Source organism: Corynebacterium sp. HMSC064H12, from assembly GCF_001809925.1.
In the GTDB taxonomy this organism is placed as follows: Bacteria; Actinomycetota; Actinomycetes; order Mycobacteriales; family Mycobacteriaceae; genus Corynebacterium; species Corynebacterium jeikeium_D.
Map to the genome: position 1 here is coordinate 57,664 of NZ_KV799361.1, position 17,245 is coordinate 74,908.

The 17,245-nt window shown below is 60.3% G+C and carries 15 protein-coding genes; 7 read left to right on the forward strand and 8 right to left on the reverse strand.

The annotated features are described in order from the left end of the window. The first annotated feature begins 102 nt into the window (after nt 1-102). The 4 genes from HMPREF2681_RS10100 to HMPREF2681_RS10115 are packed head-to-tail and all read left to right on the forward strand — an operon-like array spanning nt 103 to nt 3,770. Complete coding sequence (locus tag HMPREF2681_RS10100) at nt 103-1,176, forward strand: heme/hemin ABC transporter substrate-binding protein (protein ID WP_070547029.1); 1,074 nt, start codon at nt 103-105, stop codon at nt 1,174-1,176. Nucleotides 1,177-1,187: 11 nt separating this feature from the next. Further along, nucleotides 1,188-2,267, forward strand: a complete 1,080-nt coding sequence (locus HMPREF2681_RS10105) for a FecCD family ABC transporter permease (RefSeq protein ID WP_049172506.1) — start codon at nt 1,188-1,190, stop codon at nt 2,265-2,267. Then, nucleotides 2,267-3,091, forward strand: coding sequence for a heme ABC transporter ATP-binding protein (locus HMPREF2681_RS10110; RefSeq protein WP_048732012.1), 825 nt, complete (start codon nt 2,267-2,269; stop codon nt 3,089-3,091). Before HMPREF2681_RS10105 ends, HMPREF2681_RS10110 begins: the two co-directional genes overlap by 1 nt. Further along, the gene (locus HMPREF2681_RS10115) at nt 3,084-3,770 is read left to right on the forward strand and encodes a biliverdin-producing heme oxygenase (protein ID WP_048732014.1); all 687 of its coding nucleotides are present in this window, start codon (nt 3,084-3,086) and stop codon (nt 3,768-3,770) included. The genes HMPREF2681_RS10110 and HMPREF2681_RS10115 overlap by 8 nt, the downstream gene beginning before the upstream one ends. A 44-nt stretch (nt 3,771-3,814) precedes the next feature. Here the strand turns inward: HMPREF2681_RS10115 and HMPREF2681_RS10120 are convergent, their stop codons facing one another. From HMPREF2681_RS10120 to HMPREF2681_RS10135, 4 genes are all read right to left on the reverse strand, one after another. Further along, complete coding sequence (locus tag HMPREF2681_RS10120) at nt 3,815-4,504, reverse strand: hypothetical protein (RefSeq protein ID WP_241482042.1); 690 nt, start codon at nt 4,502-4,504, stop codon at nt 3,815-3,817. Between the two features lie 421 nt (nt 4,505-4,925). After that, nucleotides 4,926-6,689 (reverse strand): phospho-sugar mutase, encoded by a 1,764-nt coding sequence (locus HMPREF2681_RS10125; protein WP_070547030.1) that lies wholly within the window; start codon nt 6,687-6,689, stop codon nt 4,926-4,928. 10 nt (nt 6,690-6,699) lie between these two features. Beyond that, the gene (gene deoC, locus HMPREF2681_RS10130) at nt 6,700-7,350 is read right to left on the reverse strand and encodes a deoxyribose-phosphate aldolase (protein WP_070547032.1); all 651 of its coding nucleotides are present in this window, start codon (nt 7,348-7,350) and stop codon (nt 6,700-6,702) included. Between the two features lie 104 nt (nt 7,351-7,454). Next, the gene (locus HMPREF2681_RS10135; protein ID WP_016421814.1) at nt 7,455-8,741 is read right to left on the reverse strand and encodes a thymidine phosphorylase; all 1,287 of its coding nucleotides are present in this window, start codon (nt 8,739-8,741) and stop codon (nt 7,455-7,457) included. A 169-nt stretch (nt 8,742-8,910) separates the two neighbouring features. On the opposite strand from HMPREF2681_RS10135, the gene HMPREF2681_RS10140 reads away from it, so the two are divergent. Next, nucleotides 8,911-9,330: a cytidine deaminase gene (locus tag HMPREF2681_RS10140; protein ID WP_048732021.1), complete on the forward strand. Its 420-nt coding sequence runs from the start codon at nt 8,911-8,913 to the stop codon at nt 9,328-9,330. Nucleotides 9,331-9,375: 45 nt separating this feature from the next. Next, entirely contained in the window at nt 9,376-10,593 is a 1,218-nt protein-coding gene (locus HMPREF2681_RS10145; protein ID WP_048732023.1) for a NupC/NupG family nucleoside CNT transporter, read from the forward strand. Here HMPREF2681_RS10145 and HMPREF2681_RS10150 read toward each other — a convergent pair. From HMPREF2681_RS10150 to HMPREF2681_RS10160, 3 genes are all read right to left on the reverse strand, one after another. Beyond that, entirely contained in the window at nt 10,588-11,685 is a 1,098-nt protein-coding gene (locus HMPREF2681_RS10150; protein WP_070547036.1) for a YihY/virulence factor BrkB family protein, read from the reverse strand. The two genes, HMPREF2681_RS10145 and HMPREF2681_RS10150, sit on opposite strands and share 6 nt — an antisense overlap. A 143-nt stretch (nt 11,686-11,828) precedes the next feature. Then, a complete protein-coding gene (locus HMPREF2681_RS10155; RefSeq protein ID WP_070547066.1) occupies nt 11,829-12,830 on the reverse strand; it encodes a sugar-binding transcriptional regulator in 1,002 nt (333 codons plus the stop codon). Nucleotides 12,831-13,088: 258 nt separating this feature from the next. Then, complete coding sequence (locus HMPREF2681_RS10160; protein WP_070439295.1) at nt 13,089-15,122, reverse strand: M13 family metallopeptidase; 2,034 nt, start codon at nt 15,120-15,122, stop codon at nt 13,089-13,091. 106 nt (nt 15,123-15,228) lie between these two features. Between HMPREF2681_RS10160 and HMPREF2681_RS10165 the strand changes: the two genes are divergently transcribed. After that, the gene (locus HMPREF2681_RS10165) at nt 15,229-16,179 is read left to right on the forward strand and encodes a glycoside hydrolase family 25 protein (RefSeq protein WP_070439298.1); all 951 of its coding nucleotides are present in this window, start codon (nt 15,229-15,231) and stop codon (nt 16,177-16,179) included. A gap of 27 nt (nt 16,180-16,206) precedes the next feature. Here HMPREF2681_RS10165 and HMPREF2681_RS10170 read toward each other — a convergent pair whose 3' ends face one another. Next, entirely contained in the window at nt 16,207-17,235 is a 1,029-nt protein-coding gene (locus HMPREF2681_RS10170) for a TIGR00730 family Rossman fold protein (RefSeq protein ID WP_049189786.1), read from the reverse strand. Nucleotides 17,236-17,245 lie beyond the last annotated feature (10 nt).

The following is a 17,245-nucleotide window of genomic DNA, read 5'->3' on the forward strand; positions in this document are numbered from 1 at the left end:
GAGCAAAGTCCTTTCTAAGCTCTTTGTTACTAGTGTTAGTCGTTATTTAGTCAATCTTTTTGTCGTCTATCTCCGTGCAGCGTCAGCTCACAGAGGGGGAATATGTTCACCGTGCCTGCCTGTCGCGTTCGCAGCCTTGCCGGAACACTGCTGAGTGTTGTCCTAGTCGCAGGACTAGTCGCCTGTGGTTCCGATGATGCCGCGAGGGAGGGGGCATCGTCGTCAAGCGCTGGCGTGACGACGGTTCCGCGCGCCGACAACATTTCCGCTCACGGTGCCGCGCATGCGAACCTACCTTCGGAAAACCCCGAAGTGCTGCTGAAAGACCCGAAGCCGGCAGAAGATAAGGACTACCAGCGTATTCTCACGCTTGACCGGGCGGGAGCACTCAGCCGAGCGGTCTACACGCTTGGCCTCGGAGACCGTCTGGTGGGGCGCGACTCCACCTCCGATTTCCCGGCGGTAAAGGATTTGCCGAACCTCACCATCGGCGGGCATGCAGTCAATGCTGAGTCGGTGATGAAGCTAAAGCCGGAGCTCATCATTACCGATGGCACGATTGGCCCTAGCCGTGTCTTCGACACGTTTGAAAAAGCGGGGATCACCGTCGTCCATGTGTCGGACGAGCGCACTCCCGAGACGATCAACACGCTTATCGACGAAGTCGCGGGCGCAGTCGGCCTGGCTGACCAAGTTGGCCCGGTGAAGGAGCACCTGGACAAGGAGCTGGCGGCTGCGACCGAGTACGCGCAGGCCAAGGCCGATGGCCGCAAGATGATGATCCTGTATGTGCGCGGAACCGGTGTGGCCATGATTGCGGGACCGGATTCTGGTGGGCGTTCTCTGATCACTCGTCTCGGCGGTGTCGATGCCGGTGAGGGCGTGGGTATTGAGGGTGCGTTCACGCCTATTACTCCGGAGTCCCTGATTGCTGCGGCTCCAGACACCATCCTGGTTATGTCTGGTGGCCTGGAGTCCGTCGGCGGGATTGAAGGCTTGAAGGAAATCCCGGGCATCGCACAGACCCCGGCGGGCCAGAATGAGTCCGTTGTGGACGTGCCCGATTCGCAGCTGCTGTCCTTTGACTCGCAGTCGCCGCGTGCGATTCGCGCCATTGCGGATGCTCTCTACGGTGGCGGTGCTGGTGATGGCGCTGACAAGACTGCGGGAAAGTGACTGGCTGAGCAATGCAGACAACCGCGAACAAAACTAGTCCGTTCAGACAGGTGGCCGTTTTCATTGGACTCGCCCTAGCGCTGGTGCTGGCAATAGGTTGGTCGGCCTCCGTGGGGCAGTTCGGCGCTACCATCGGCGAATCACTGAGCTCAATGGTGAGGCTAGTGTTCAATGGCGGTCTCGGTGACGCGCCAGAGCCCATCGACACCGTGCTGTGGCAAGTGCGACTGCCGCGCATCGCGCTGGCCTGCCTCGTTGGCGCGGGGCTCGCCCTCGCAGGTGTGGCGCTGCAAGCGGTGTTCGGCAACCCGCTTGCCGAACCCGGCCTCATCGGCGTTTCCTCCGGCGCCGCGGTCGGCGCTGCCACCGCCACAGTTTTGGGCACCGCCGCCGGGCTTTCCGGAGTGCTCGGCGGAGTGTTGAGTGTCTTCGCCAGCAGCTGGGCCATTGCGGTCTCAGCTTTTATTGGTGGCGCGGTAGCCACGGCTATTGTGGCCGCCAATGCGCACGGTGGCCGCGATATCGCTCGAATCATTCTGGTCGGTGTGGCTGTGAACTCCATCTGTGGTGGTCTGGTTTCGCTCCTGACATTCGTAGCCTCCACGGCTGCCCGCGACCGCATTGTGTTCTGGCAGATGGGCTCGTTTGCCAGTGCCACCTGGACGCAGGTTGTCATTATTACGTTGGTGACAGTTCCGGCCGTGATTGCCATGTGGGTCAGCTACCGCAAGCTGGACATTCTGAGTCTTGGTGAAGCGCAAGCCCGCCACCTGGGTATTAACGTCGTCACGCTGCGTCGCGCCATCATTTTTGGCACGTCCCTGGTCGTAGCGGCTGGAGTGGCATTTTCCGGCATCATCGTCTTCATCGGCCTGGTCGTGCCGCACGCTGCACGACTGCTGCTGGGACCAGCGCATCGCACGCTGATTCCCGCATGCATCCTCGGCGGCGCGCTGGCCACAACGCTGGCCGACCTCGCGGCCCGCACCATGATCACCGGTGCGGACCTGCCGCTGGGAATGCTCACCTCGATTGTCGGTGGCCCGCTGTTCTTCTGGCTGCTCCTGCGTTCGAAGAGGGCGGTGCACTAATGGAAATTCACTCTGGCCTGGGTATTTCTGCCGAAAATGTCAGCATCACCCTGGACGGTCACCGCATTCTCAACGATATTTCCGTGGTCGCCGAGCCCGGAAAAGTCACCGCGCTGGTCGGCCCGAATGGTGCTGGAAAGTCGACACTCCTTGCAGCGCTTTCCGGCGACCATGAGCTCAGTGGCGGCGACGTCCGGATCGGCGAGCACTCCATTACCGAGCTCTCCATCGCCGACCTGGCCCGCTACCGCGCCGTCCTGGTGCAGAGCCAAGAACTGTCCGTGCCATTCACCAGCCGCGAAGTCATCAACTTCGGACGCAACCCCTGGGGCTGCCCGAACGAAGAGCTGCTCGCGGAAGTCATCACTGAATGCGACGTCGCGCACCTCCTTGACCGGGAAGTCCCGACCCTCTCCGGCGGCGAGCGCGCCCGCGTCCACAGCGCGCGCGTGTTCTACCAGGACACTCCTGTCGTGCTTCTCGACGAACCGACCGCGGCCCTGGACCTCCACCACGCCGAAAAAATCATGGGAATGATGCGCGCCCGCGCGGCGGCGGGCAAAGCCGTGGTCGTGGTCCTGCACGATTTGTCCGCCGCAGCGGCGTATGCCGATCACGTTGTGGTGGTGGCGCAGGGGCGCGTCGTAAAGCAAGGCCCGCCTGCGGAAACCCTGGATGCACAGACCGTCAGCGAAGTCTACGGCATCGGTGTGGAAGTGCTTCAGGACTCCGCGGGCAACCCCGTGCTGGTGCCTCAGCGTGCGGGCCACAATCTCTCACCCCAGTCTCCGAACCTCGCAGAGAAAGAAGAAAATCATGGTTGAAAACACGATTAAAAAGGATGACAAGCTGGCTGCTCAGCCCTTGGCAGAGCGACTCAAAGTGGAGACTGCGGGTGTCCACAGTGAAGCGGAAAACTCCGACTTCATGTCGAGACTGCTGGCGGGTGAACTGGACGCGCAGGCGGCCATCGATTTAACTGGTCAGCTCTACTTTGTTTACGAAGCGTTGGAGCAGGCAGTGCGGTCCACTGCGGAGTCGCCGCAGGTCAGCGCGGTCTACGATGCGCAGCTGGAGCGCCTGGAGGCTCTGGCGGCCGACCTTGAGCATTTGGTGGGGCCTGACTGGCGGGAAAAGATCTCGCCAGTGGAGGCGACAAAGAACTACGTGGCCGAGCTTCGTGAAATCGAAAGCAACGGTAACGCCAACGCCGCATTGGCACACCATTACGTTCGCTACCTGGGCGATCTTTCTGGTGGCCAGGTGATTGCGTCCATGCTGGCCAAGCACTACGGCATCGGTGCGGAGGGAACCCGATTCTATGACTTCTCCGCGATCGGAAAAATTAAGCCCTACCGCGACGGCTACCGACAGAGTCTGTCTGAGCTGGGCATTTCGGATGCCGATAAAAATGCCGTGGTTGACGAGGCGAAAAAGGCATTTCGTCTCAACCGGGCCATTTTCCACGACCTAGCTGGCGGCCTAGACGACGCAGTGGCGTAGGTCGCGGACTGGAGTGCTGTGACCGTGGCGGGGGGCGGTATGCGTTAGCCGATGTACACCACTGCGTTACGGCCGCCCGTGCACTTGATGTTGCCGCCAGCAGGGCGGCACCACATGTTGTAGGTCAGGCCAGTCGTTGGGCTGTAGGCCGTGATGGTGCCGGATTCCGCACCAGTGGAATTGCGGTAGCGGACGTAGGCGCTGTGTACATTTCGAACGAACGGATCGCTCGTTGAGGACGTGCCCTTCCATGCGCTGGAGAGGTTGCCGCCAGCCAGGCCCGATGAGCGAGACGAGCCCGAATTACCGGATGAGCCACTCGAATCTTGAACAACCACGGTCTCAGTCTGTGTGACCGGTGGGTTGGGCTGGCTCGAAGCATCGGCAGCGGCCTGTGTAGTGGCAGCCGTCTGTGTGTCGGCCGCAGTTACCGAGTCATCTTTACTCAGGGTGACATAAAGTACCGCGCCAACCAGGCCCAGCAGGACCACGACCAGCACTGAAATGAGCGCAATCATTGCGCCGGAAGTACCTGATCTTTGCTGCGGATACGCCGGGGCTGCGTAAGCGAAAGTTGGTGCCGGCTGCCCAGCGAATTGGGGCTGTGGTTGTGGTTGGGGTTGAGGTGCCTGGTTCGGGTACACGGGGCCGAAAGAACCGGTGGAAGGATTCGAATTGTAGTTGGGGTCTGAGCTGGGGAACTCGTTATGCGACATGCTGGACGTACCAATCACGAGGAGGAAGTGTTCCCCCTGTGATGAGCCCAACCCGCGTAGCGAATGGTGCTCCATCCCCTGGGGACACGGTTAACGGCTTTTATTGTATTACTGGGAAAACTGTAAAGCATGTTAGGAGACGCATGTCTTGCGCAAAATGCGGCAAGGACGGGTTTAGCTAGACCCGAAATGAGGTGGTGAGCTTCAAATGAGGCTGTGACCATCGAGAAACTGCCTAAGTTTATGTCAGTTTCGGCACTAATTTCTGCTTGTTTTTGTCATAAACCTAGTCAGTAACTCATGAGCCGGTCCAAGACTCCGGGCTGCATATGTGAAACTGGGGCGCGCGTGAAACCCCACGGCCATTTTTCGGCCGTTTCGTTCATGCGCACCCCAGTTTGTTGCGAGGTGTAGCTGGTAGCTGGTAGCTGCTTAGTGGCTACATCCCCAGGATTTCCTTGAGCTCGGCCTTAATCTGGTCGAGCCGCTCGGCCGCGGCCACGTGCGGAATCGCGGCCGAAGCGACCGGCAGCACGACTTCCAGGTAGCACTTCAGCTTCGGTTCCGTGCCGGAAGGCCGGGCAATGACGCGGTCGTTGGCCTCGGTGAGGATGAGAATGCCGTCGGTAGGCGGGATGTGATAGCTCTCGGCCTTGGCGTCGACCATGTCTAGGCCATCATTCATGTCCGTGACCTGCGTGACCTTCGAACCAGCCAGTTGTGCAGGCGGGTTGGCGCGCAGAGTGTCCATGCCCTTGGTGATCAGCGAGCGGTCCTCGACACGGAAGGTCAACGGTGCGGTCTTGTAGAGACCATGGGCACGGGCGACATCATCCAGAAGGTCCTGGATGCCAAGACCCTGGCCCTTCAGTCGCGCCACCGCGTCGGCGACACGCACCGCCGCAGATACGCCGTCCTTGTCTCGCACGACTGCCGGGTCAGTGCAGTAGCCAATGGCCTCCTCGTAGCCGAAGACGAGCCCGTCCACACCAGCAATCCACTTAAAGCCGGTCAGTGTAGCGCGATAATTCAGTCCGTGACCTGCGGCAATCTTGCCCAGCAGGCGTGAGGACACAATCGAGTTAGCCATTGTGGCCGGAAACTCTGCGCCCTCATCATTGGTCACGGTCGCAATCCCACGGGCCTCGGCATCCGCAGCGATGACTTCACCCAGAAACGCACCGATGTCGTCGCCGGAGAGCTGTCGCCAGCCGCCATCGACGCCGCTGTCCGGAATAGCTACCGAGCAGCGGTCCGCATCCGGGTCAGCCGCGATGATGACATCCGCGTCTTCGGCACGTGCCAGCTCAAACGCAAGATCCAGCGCGCCGGCTTCCTCCGGGTTCGGGAACGATACCGTCGGGAACTCCGGATCCGGCGCGAACTGCTTTTCGACCACGCTGACATTCGAGAAACCTGCCGCGTTCAGTGTGCGCACGATGGTCTCGCCACCGACACCATGCATCGGGGTGAGAACAATCTTCGCTGCCTGCTTCTCTTCGCTTGACGACGTCGTTGCGAGCGCAGCCGCCCGTTTCACATAGGCGTCCAGTAGTTCAGGACCAACCTGCTCGACGGCATCGAAGTCACGCGGGACCTCATCAGCCGGTGGAGCAGCGGCGATGGCGTCCGCAATTTGCTTGTCATGGGGCGCGATGATTTGGACGCCTCGGCGGGAATCCGACTCCACCGCGCGGCCACCGAGGTAAACCTTGTAGCCGTTGTCCTTCGGTGGATTGTGGCTGGCCGTGACCATGATGCCGGCATCAGCATTGAGGTGGCGCACGGCAAAGGCGGTCACCGGTGTGGGCAGCTGCTGTGGCAGAGCCAGGGCCTTGCCACCGGCTGCGGCGACAACCGCGGCGGCATCTCGGTGAAAATCGGCGGAGCCGTGGCGGGCATCGCAACCAATGACCACGGTGAAGTCGTCGCCCACAATGTTCTTCAGATGCGCAACCAGGCCAGCGGTGGCACGGATGACCGTGGCACGGTTCATGCGGGACTGACCAGCTGCAACGACACCGCGAAGACCTGCAGTGCCGAATTCGAGTGGCCCGGCGAAACGGCTTTCCAGCTCGGCAATCGCATCGGGGTTGGCGGCCTTGGCTTCGTCGTAAAGCGAAGAGAGCTCGGCGGCGGTGGCCTCGTCCGGATCGTGGGCGATCCAATCGGTGATGGTGGCTTGTAGCTGTTCGGAGAGCATCGGGGTTCGCCTACTTCAGACCGTCGAGGACAGCGGCGGAGGAGGAAAGACCCAGGCGAGAGGCGCCAGCGGCGATCATTTCCTCAGCGGCAGCGGCATCGCGGATACCGCCAGAAGCCTTGACGCCCAGGCGGTCGCCCACGGTTTCGCGCATGAGCTTCACGGCGTGAGCGGAAGCGCCGCCGGCCGGGTGGAAGCCTGTGGAGGTCTTGACGAAGTCTGCGCCTGCGGACTCGGAGGCCTTGCAGGCTGCGATGATTTCCTCATCGGTCAGAGCGGCCGACTCGATGATGACCTTCAGAATCTTGCCCGGAATGGCGTCGCGAACAGCCTTGATTTCGGCCTCGAGGTCGTCGAAGCGGTGCTCCTTGGCGAAGGCGATGTTGATGACCATGTCGACTTCTTCAGCGCCATCGGCCACAGCGCGAGCGGCTTCAGCGGCCTTGATCTCGGCCTTTACCGCGCCGGAGGGGAAGCCGACGACAGTGGCGATGTGCAGGCCCTCAGGCACCTCGACTGGGAGCTGCGAGGGGGAGATGCAGATGGAGTAGGTGCCGAGCTTGCCGGCCTCAGCGATAAGAGCCTTGACCTGGTCAGAGGTGGCTTCTGGCTTGAGCAGGGTGTGGTCAATCATCTTGGCAACATCAGCGCGGGAAGTCATGGGAGAAATCAAGTCCTTTCGGAAATTTGGGAGAGAGCTTAAAAGTAGGGAGGTGGCGGGCTCGAGGCGGGAAGTGGCGCCGGCGCGAGTCTGTCAGTAATTTTCTAGGACACGCGATCGAGGATAATCTCGCGCTCGGCTGTCGGCGCGGTGTCGCCGATTTCAATGCCCGGCTCGATGGACTCGAGAGCGCGCTCGAACTTATCCGGAGTTTCAGTGTGCAGCGTGAGCAGCTTCTGGCCCTTGACCACCTTGTCTCCCGGCTTGGCGAAAATCTCAATACCGGCAGTGGCCTGCACCGGATCATCCTTACGAGCACGTCCCGCGCCCAAGCGCCAGGAACCAACGCCGAGAGCCAGTGCATCCAGCTTGGTCAGGTAACCGTCAGCCTGCGCAACCACATCGTGCGTGTGAGGTGCCACCGGCAACGCGGCATCCGGATCGCCGCCCTGAGCGCGGATCATCTTCTTCCACGAATCCATTGCGCGGCCGTCCTTCAGAGCCTGCTCCACGTCGGCATCGTGCACGCCGGCCAGCTCGAGCATGTTTCGGGCCAGTTCACAGGTCAGCTCCACGACGTCTGCGGGGCCGCCGCCGGCGAGAACCTCCACCGATTCGCGGACCTCGAGGGCGTTGCCGATGGTCAGGCCCAGCGGCGTGGACATGTCCGTCAGCAGCGCGCGGGTGTTCACGCCCGCGTCGTTGCCCAGGTCAACCATGGTGCGGGCCAGTTCGCGGGCCTGATTCAGATCCTTCATGAAGGCGCCCGAACCGACCTTGACATCCAGCACCAAGCTGGAGGTGCCCTCCGCAATCTTCTTGGACATGATCGACGAGGCAATCAGTGGAATGCAGTCGACCGTCGAGGTGATGTCACGCAGCGCGTAAATCTTCTTATCCGCAGGTGCCAGACCCGCACCGGCTGCTGCGACGACCGCGCCGGAATCCTCCAGGATCTGCATCAAGCGGTCATTCGGAACATCAGCCTGCCAGCCCGGAATGGATTCCAGCTTGTCCAGGGTGCCGCCGGTGTGGCCGAGGCCGCGGCCGGACAGCTGCGGGACGGCCACGCCGTAGGAGGACACCAGTGGGCCCAGCGGCAGCGTGATCTTGTCACCGACACCACCGGTGGAGTGTTTGTCCGTGGTGGGCTTGCTCAGCGATGCGAAGCTCATGGTCTCGCCCGAGTCAATCATCGCCTGAGTCCAATCCACAATCTCGCGACGGTTCATGCCGCGGATGAAGATGGCCATGTTCAGCGCCGCCATCTGTTCATCGCCCACGACACCGCGAGTGTAGGCATCAATGACCCAGGAAATCTCTTCCGGACTGAGCTCACCGCCATCACGCTTTACCTTGATGACGTCAACTACATCGAACTTTTCAGCCATTGTTCGCTCCTTTTATAGGCGATTGTGCTTAGCGATATTGGTCTTGTGAACTCTGCTGATTCCGATTATCATCAGCACTAGAACAAATGTCAATAGGCAACTTTCCATTTGTACCCACATAAGTATGTTTGCATAAACACCTCGAACAGGCTCGGGGAGGGAGAGCACAATGTCCTACATTTCAGACGAAGAACTACTGGCTAAGGCCTACGCAGCCACGGAAAACTCGTACGTCCCCTATTCAGGTTTTCCGGTCGGTGCCGCACTTCTGCTTGACGACGGCACGGTGGTCACAGGCTGCAACGTGGAAAATGCGTCCTATGGGTTGACCAACTGCGCAGAGCGTACAGCCGTGTTCCGCATGGTCGCGGAGCACGGCGGCAACCATAAGATTGCGGCCTGTGCCATTGTCGGGCGAAAGGCGGCACCGTGCCACCCCTGTGGTGCCTGTCGGCAGGTCCTGCACGAATTTGGGTGCAAGCGTGTCATTGTGGAATCCGAGCGCCCGGAAAATGGTGGTTTAGGCGCTCCGGCCAGCATCGACTTCGAAAAAATTCTCCCTTACGCCTTTGGTCCCGAGGACCTGTAGGCATCATCACCACAGCCTCTTTTATCAAGAAAGAAGACCTTAGTCATGGATAGACTGCAAGGCTTACTGGGCATCATCCTCGTCATCGGATTTGCCATTGCTATCTCAAAGAACAGGAAAGCCATTAACTGGCGCACGCTCGGCGTTGGCCTGCTGCTGCAAGCGGTGTTCGCGCTGGTAGTGCTGAAGTGGGAACCCGGCTTCCAGGCGTTGAAGAGCGTCGCCGGTGCCATTGAGAAGATGATCGACTTTACAAATGAGGGCACCTCATTTGTCTTCGGTAATCTTTTCGACGGCACGGGGAAAAACTTCGTCTTCGTGCTCAACGTGCTGCCAGTGATCATCTTCCTGGGCGCAGTCCTCGGTGCCCTCTACTACCTGCGGGTAGTGCAGTACTTCGTTGAGTATGTCGGGTCCGCACTGAAGTTCATTATGGGAACCTCGAAGGTAGAGTCCGTCTTCGCTTCCACGGTGATTTTCCTCGGGCAGTCGGAGGCTCCGCTCGTCGTTAAGCCGTATATTCCGAAACTGACCAAGTCGGAGCTGTTCGCATGTATGTCGGGCGGTTTTGCTTCGGTGGCCGGATCGACGTTGATTGGTTACTCCCTGCTCGGTGCGCCATTGGAGTACCTGCTGGCGGCATCGGTAATGAACGCGCCGGGCTCGCTGCTGATTGCGAAGACTTTCTGGCCGGAGACGGAGGAATCCGATCTGGATGCGTCGGTGAAGGATGTCCGCGACACTGAGTCGAAGAACGTCATTGACGCGCTAGGATCGGGTGCGTTGGCCGGCGGTCGTATCGCTGTGGTTGTGGCATGTCTGTTGATTGCGTTCATCGCTGTGATTGCGATGCTGTCGGCCATGATTGGCGGCATCGGCGGCTGGTTCGGTCAGGAAAACTGGTCACTGGAGGGGCTGTTCGGCCTAATCTTCGCGCCGATTGCCTGGTTGATTGGTGTGCCGTGGGAGAACGCAGGGCTGGTCGGTAGCTTCATTGGTGAGAAGACGATTCTGAACGAGTTCGTCGGCTACACCTCGTTCTCGGAGCACGTCGACTCGCTGGATCCGAAGTCCATCATGTTGGCGACCTTCGCCCTGGCTGGCTTCGCCAACCTGTCTTCCATTGCAATTCAGATCGGTTCCTTCGGTGCGCTATCGCCGGAGCGTCGCGGTGAGATTGCCAAGAACGGTCCGCTGGCGCTGATTGCGGGTCTGTGCACCAACCTGCTCAACGCTGCAATTGTGGGTGTGATTGCGCTATAGCTCTTCCTCAGTTCGGAATTCGGCCGCCTGCTTTTCTAGATTCTGATGGATCTTCTGCTCACCCTCGGCGGCCGCGGTAGCTCGGGGTGGAAGCTGGATGTATCGCTCTGCGGGCAGGCCGGCGCGCAGTTGGCGCATCCTCTCAACCTCGGCATCCAGCTTAAAGCCGAAGACCACGACGACATTAATGCCCCAAAGTGCAGTCATGAGAGCAATGACGGCACCCATGGCGCCGTAGGGGTTTGAAGCCGCAAAGTTGAACAGGTAAAGCTGCAATGCCTTGCCAATAATCAGCGAGCTGATAATTGCCAGTGCCGAACCGGTACTGAGCCAGCGGAATTTGCGCATGCGCACGTTCGGTGTGAAGTAGTACAGCGAGCCAATCAGGATCATCGACATGACGATAATGATCGGCCAGCGCAGCCAACTCCAGACGGAGATGCAGAAGTCAATGACCTGTCGCGTGGTCGATTCAATGCCCAACGGGCGGGCAACCGGTTCGACGATGGTGATAACTAGCTGGTCATTGACAATAATCGCAATGAGCAGCACCACCGTGCCAATGAGTAGCAATAGCGTAATGGCGACCATGAGCAGGTGGTAGCGAATAAGCGTGCGGCCTTCGGACACGCCATAGATGGAGTTAGCCGTGCGCGAAAATGCGCGCGTGTAGGCCGACGACGAAATCAGCGCAAAGACAATACCGATAGTCAGTGCGACGAGACCGCCCGTGGCGGAGCCGATAATCGTTGAGATGACATTGCGAATCGGTTCGGCATACTCAGCTGGAATGTAGCTGCGGATGAAATCCTCGGTCAGTCGGTTGAGGTCATCGGTGTAACCGGCCAACATCAGCGTGGCAATTGAGTAAATCGCAAGCAGTGCGGGTGCGAAGGTTAGCACCGTGTAGTAAGTCAACTTCGCGGCGGCGTCGAAACCGAGCTCCAAGAAAAACTCGATACCCGCACGCTTGAGAGCGTAGAGCGCACCTTTCCACCCCACGGGTGGCAACTTCTTCGCGGACTGGGCAAAAGATGCGTCCGCCGACTCGTAGGCCTGGAGTGTGTGCTTGATCTGCTGTGCTGGTGACACCTAAAGAATCGTCCTCTCCGACCGGACAGCGGCTGCAACATATATGCGGACATCTGCGCTCGCTTAAGTCTATCGGTCGAAGAGGGCAGAGACGCTTCTCGGGCCCGGGTGTCAGTTCTTTGTACTGATGCGTCCCGAGACAGCTAATCCGTGGCAGAGGGAGGGGTGGAGCTAGGGGGTGAGTCTGGCGAGCCCAGTGAGTCCGATGAGTCGAGCGAAAGTAGGCGCTCGGCGGTGGCATCGTCAATGACCAAGTGAGTGGCCAACTTTGTTCGAAGGGCCACATCGATAGCCTCGGCCTTGTGTGCGCCACCGGCCACAAGTACCCGAGTGGGGATCCGGCGCAGGTCAGAGAGGCTGATACCTACCGTGCGGGCATCGACCTCTGGCAGCGCAATGCCACCGTCCGGGCGGTAGAAGCGTGAGCAGGCATCGCCCACTGCGCGCTCCACGAGTAAGTCCTTTTCGGTTGCCGACAGCTGCCCCAAGTTCAAGGCCAGTGAATCATGGTCGACTGCGCCGACAGTGAAAACGGCAATGTCCACCGTCCGGCCAAGCGCCAATACGCTGGCGATGAACCGATCCTGTTCCACGATGCGCTTGGTCTCGACCGAATCGAAAATCACCGGCAGCGGCAATGTGCGGGCATAGGCATGGAAAGCGTGGCAGAACCCGCCAATAGTGCGGATGTCATTCGTCGACTTATCGGAATGACTCATTCCGCCCTTGAGCTGCACAATTTCCACGCCCGAGACATCCTTGGACTTCAATTGCGTGGATACGGAGTACATGGTCTTACCCCACGAAACACCGACGAGGGTACCGTCGACCACCAGCTCGTCGAGAAGCTCGGCGCCCACACGCCCCAACTCGCGGAGCAAGACTGCGTTGCCAGCGCGTGCCGGTTGCGCCAGGCGCACATCGTTGAGCTGGTAGCGATCCCGCATCTGCGTAGCGGTCTCTGAGGCTTCCTCGCGCGGATCGTGGATTTCAATGCGCACGTAACCGCGCTCACGGCCAAGGTTGAGCAGTTTAGAGACCGTTGGACGGGAAACCCCGAGTTCGGTTGCAACCTGAGACTGTGTGAGCCCCTCGCCGTAATAGAGTTTGACGGCGGTGAGTGCTTGGATGTCGCGAGTGTCCACAGCGGCCTCCTCCAGCAAGAGCACTTAGCAAGCGCACATGTAACAGGAACCTCGCTTGATTGGGCCCTGCCCGACTTGATCATCGGGAAAGCGTGCGCCTCACCTGTGATTTTAGTTCCACGTTTGCAAAAACAAAAAGTCAGCTTTTGCATTTGTAGTAAACGGTGAGGCGTTGGCTGTCCCCGGAGGCTGCGGAAGGCATCGGAGAGCCCGGAAAGCATCGGAGGATAAGGCAGCGCAGGTTGGGTTCCCGCAGAATTACCAGATATTCACGCGCTCATTCGGCTCACGCCACATGCCGTCCCCCGCTGAAGTGCCGAAGGCCTCATGGAACTCATCGATGTTGCTGGCAATGACGTTGCAGCGGAACTCCGCTGGCGAGTGCGGGTCAATGGCAAGCAGCTGGCGTGCAAACTCCGGACGAATCTTGGAACGCCAGACCAGTGCCCACTGCTTGAACAGGTCACGGTAGGTCTCGGGGGTGTCCTCCAGCCCGAGCTCCTTCCCGCGGGCAGCGAGGAAACGGCGGAAAGCGACGACAGCAATACCAAGCCCGCCCAAGTCACCGATGTTCTCTCCCAGGGTGAAGCGACCGTTGACACCGGGCAGGTCAGCGCCCTCCTCGGCCTGCTCGCGCAGAGCCTGCGGAACCAGGCCCTCGTACTGGTCCACCAGTGCGGAGGTCAGCTTCTCAAAAGCTGCGCGATCCTCATCGGTCCACCACTGGTGAAGGTTGCCGTGACCGTCATACTGCGAGCCCTGGTCATCGAAACCATGACCAATCTCATGGCCAATCACCGCACCGATACCGCCGAAGTTCTCCGCCGGGGAAGCGTCCGGTGAGAAGAACGGAGACTGCAAAATCGCAGCCGGGAACGTGATGTCATTGACCACTGGATTGTAGAAAGCATTGACCGTCTGCGGAGTGCCATGCCATTCATCGCGATTGGCCGGGGTGCCCAGCTTTGCCACCTCATAATCATGCGCAAAAGCGCTGGCAGCGCGAGCATTGTCCATCAGTGAATCCCCGAGCTCCATCGCCGAGTAGTCACGCCAACGCTCCGGGTAACCAATCTTGGCCTTAAACAGCGACAGCTTCTCCAGTGCCCGCTCCTGCGTCGCCTTCGTCATCCACGGCAGCTGCGAAATGCGCTCCCGGTACGCCGCCAGCAGGTAGTCCACCAGTTCCAGGACCTGCTCCTTGTACTCCGGAGGGAAATGCTTTTCCACATACAGCTTGCCGACGTCATGCCCAACCGCCCCGTCCGCAAAGGCAACACCACGCTTCCAGCGTGCACGCTGCTCGGTCGAACCCTGCAAGGTGCGGCCGTAGAAGTTAAAGCTCTCCGCGGAGAAGTCATCCGACAGGTAGGCGGCACGCTGGTGGAGGACGCGCCACAGTGCCCACAGGCGCAGATCTGCCAGGTCAGTGTCCTGCCACAGCTTGCTTAAGTGCTCGAAGTACGACGGCATCATCACCACGATGGTGTCGATGGCAGTCTGGTTCGTCTCATTGACACCGGTGGCCGCGAGCCACTCCGCGACCGGGAAGCCGGTGGGGAGGTCAGCAATGGCCGTCTTGTTATAGGTCTTCAGTGCATCGCGGGTATCGACCACATTCCAGTGACCAGCGGCAATTCGCTTTTCAAAAGCCACGATGCGCGCCGCCGCAGCGGCCGGGTCCACCAACTCGAATGCAGCAAGCGCGGTGGAGAGTTCCCCCGCGCCGTCGTCATGCGAGGAGAGGAGCTTCAACATAGCGGCAACATGCTGTTCATAGGCAGCGAGGGTGTCGGCGTGACCCGGCTCGCGGTAGTAAGCCTCATCCGGGAGGCCGAGACCCGACTGCAACAGATAGAGAGCGTCCAGGTCCGAGCCGGAATCCTTCTCCACCCAGTACCCGAGCGCACCACCGACACCGAGACGGTCGAGGTGGCCGAGCGCCAACGCCAGCTCATGTGCGTTCTCGGCGGAGGCGATCATTTCTAAATCCTGCGCGAGTGGAGCAGCGCCGGCGTTATTAATAGCGGCTTCGTCCATAAAAGAGTTGTACAAGCGAGCGACGCGGGAATTCGGATCCGCATCGGCGGCAGTGGTGATGAGCTCGCGGACGTTTTCCTCCGCCTCATCCCTCAGCTTGTAAAAGGCGCCATCGATGGGGCGGTCAGCCGGGATGACGTGATTGTTAATCCACTCACCGTTGGTGGCCAAGTAGAGGTCATCCTGCGGGCGAGGAGTTGTTGAGAATTGGGACGTTGCGGACTGGGTCTCAGTATTAGTGCTATTTGTCATGCCGCCAGTCTAGGGGCAAGGGCGGATTGAAGCTGTGACTGGAGGGGTGGAATAAGTTTAGGCTTACGAATGGGGCTGAAGTGGTTTAGGGGGTAAGGTGCAAACCATGAAATTTCTTCCACTTTCCGCGACCGCGGTGCTGAAGCGACGCCCGGGACGCGCCACTTTGGCAAGTATCGTGGCCGTTGCGCCGCTGACCTTGGGTGTTATTGCACCGGCAGACGCACAAACACAGGACGCATCTGCACACTCCAACCCGTCCGCTGCTGATTCCAAGGGCTCGCTCGACTTTTTGACTGTTCAGGAGTCGCAGGACTCTGGTGCCAACGGTTCGTCCACTAACTCTGAGTCGAGCGCTGAGTCTCAATCCACCGAGAATGCATCGTCTAACTCGGCGCGCACCGGCTTCCACATGGGGCCGACCGGCGTGGACGTCTCCAAGTGGCAGCGCCCAGGTGGCGTCGCGCTGAAATGGGACGAGGTCGCAGCCAGCGGCCAGAAGTTCGCTTTCATCAAGGCCACCGACGGTGTCGAAGGTGACCAGAAGTACTTCCTCGAGGACTCCATCGCCGCAGCGAAGGCCGGTCTGTATGTGGGCAGCTACCACAAGGCACATCCGGATCGCTCCGCAATTGCGCAGGCTGACCAGTACGTAGAAGCACTGCAGCAGCGCGATGAGCAAATCTCCACAGACAAGACACTGCCGCCGGTGCTGGACATCGAGCTGGATAATGGCCTCAACCCGACCCAGCTGCAGAAGTGGACCAAGGACTTCCTCGAGCGCGTAGAGGAAAAGACCGGCGAAACCCCGATGATTTACACCTACCGTTGGTTCTGGCAGAACCCGATGGGTAACTCGACCGACTTCACTGACTACCCGCTGTGGCTCGCCGCCTACGAAGACAGCGCTCCGACCTCACTGCCGGGCGGTTGGGAGAGTATGGCTTTCTGGCAGCGTTCCTCCACCGGCCGCGTCGATGGCATCCCGACCAACGTGGACGAGGACGTCTTCAACGGCACCGAAGCTGAGCTGCAGCAGCTGGCTGCTGCTCACTAGCAGGATGTTGTGGGGTCTGGGGTCGGGCTAAAACTTCGTCCGCCCCGCACGCCACGCAAGCAACGCAGGCAGGAGCTTGTCGACGTCGTCGACGACAATAAGCGCATCGAGAAGCTCCGGCCGCACAAAACCCGCATCCACAACGTTGCGGAGCAGAGCCAACAGCGGCTCCCAAAAGCCCGAAGGACCCAGCAACGCCACTGGCTTGGCATGAATCCCCAGGTGCTGCTGGGTCCACACTTCGAAGAACTCCTCCAGCGTGCCCGCGCCGCCGGGGAGCGCAACAAAAGCATCGCCAAGCTCATACATGCGCGACTTGCGGTCGGCCATAGTCGCAACAGTTTCCAGGTGAGTCAGCCGCGGATGGGCAATTTCCTTCTTGACCAGGACCTCGGGGATGACACCGGTGACACTGCCGCCGTCGTCAAGCGACGCGTTAGCAACCGTGCCCATAAGACCAATCGCCGCGCCCCCGTAGACGAGCTCCACCCGATTTTCCGCGAGTGTCTGGCCGAGGCGTTCGGCGGTGACGCGCCAGGCGGGATCGTTGCCGAAGCCGGAGCCGCAGAAGACAGTCAGTGACGACAGTGCGCGCTGTGGCTGCTCACGGCCAGCGGCAAGCTGGGGCAGCTCTTCGCGGAGCTTCGGCAGAGTGGTTTCGACCAGCATAGGGGCGATTTTCCCGGTCGGTAGCCAGGGGTCGAGCCAGCGGACCTCTTCAATTTCGGCGTGGGGCTGAACGTTCGCCAGCTCATCGGTGAACTCGCCGACATAGCGCACATGGTGGCCGACGACCTCGAAGCCCGCCTCGTTGGCGGCGGCCGCACGGGCGATATTCCACGGACGCAGCTGCGATAGCTCGATGTCCACGCCGAGCTCCTCGGAGACTTCGCGCGCGGCGGTGACCTCCGGGTGATCGACGGACTCACCCGGCTCGAACTTGCCGCCGGGCAGCATGAACGTATCCGTGCCCCGCTTACGAACGCACAAAACCCGCCCCACCGGGTCAGTCACAACCATTGCGGCGACAACGATGGAACGGGTTTGTGCAGTCACTCGGTCTCCT

Bases quoted from the DNA above. Each gene is read 5' to 3' on its own strand.
- HMPREF2681_RS10100 (WP_070547029.1), top strand. From the start codon at position 103: ATGTTCACCGTGCCTGCCTGTCGCGTTCGCAGCCTTGCCGGAACACTG.
- HMPREF2681_RS10145 (WP_048732023.1), top strand. From the start codon at position 9,376: ATGGATAGACTGCAAGGCTTACTGGGCATCATCCTCGTCATCGGATTT.
- HMPREF2681_RS10125 (WP_070547030.1), bottom strand. From the start codon at position 6,689: ATGCTCTCCGAACAGCTACAAGCCACCATCACCGATTGGATCGCCCAC.
- HMPREF2681_RS10135 (WP_016421814.1), bottom strand. From the start codon at position 8,741: ATGGCTGAAAAGTTCGATGTAGTTGACGTCATCAAGGTAAAGCGTGAT.
- HMPREF2681_RS10160 (WP_070439295.1), bottom strand. From the start codon at position 15,122: ATGACAAATAGCACTAATACTGAGACCCAGTCCGCAACGTCCCAATTC.
- HMPREF2681_RS10140 (WP_048732021.1), top strand. From the start codon at position 8,911: ATGTCCTACATTTCAGACGAAGAACTACTGGCTAAGGCCTACGCAGCC.
- HMPREF2681_RS10115 (WP_048732014.1), top strand. From the start codon at position 3,084: ATGGTTGAAAACACGATTAAAAAGGATGACAAGCTGGCTGCTCAGCCC.
- deoC (WP_070547032.1), bottom strand. From the start codon at position 7,350: ATGACTTCCCGCGCTGATGTTGCCAAGATGATTGACCACACCCTGCTC.
- HMPREF2681_RS10105 (WP_049172506.1), top strand. From the start codon at position 1,188: ATGCAGACAACCGCGAACAAAACTAGTCCGTTCAGACAGGTGGCCGTT.
- HMPREF2681_RS10165 (WP_070439298.1), top strand. From the start codon at position 15,229: ATGAAATTTCTTCCACTTTCCGCGACCGCGGTGCTGAAGCGACGCCCG.
- HMPREF2681_RS10110 (WP_048732012.1), top strand. From the start codon at position 2,267: ATGGAAATTCACTCTGGCCTGGGTATTTCTGCCGAAAATGTCAGCATC.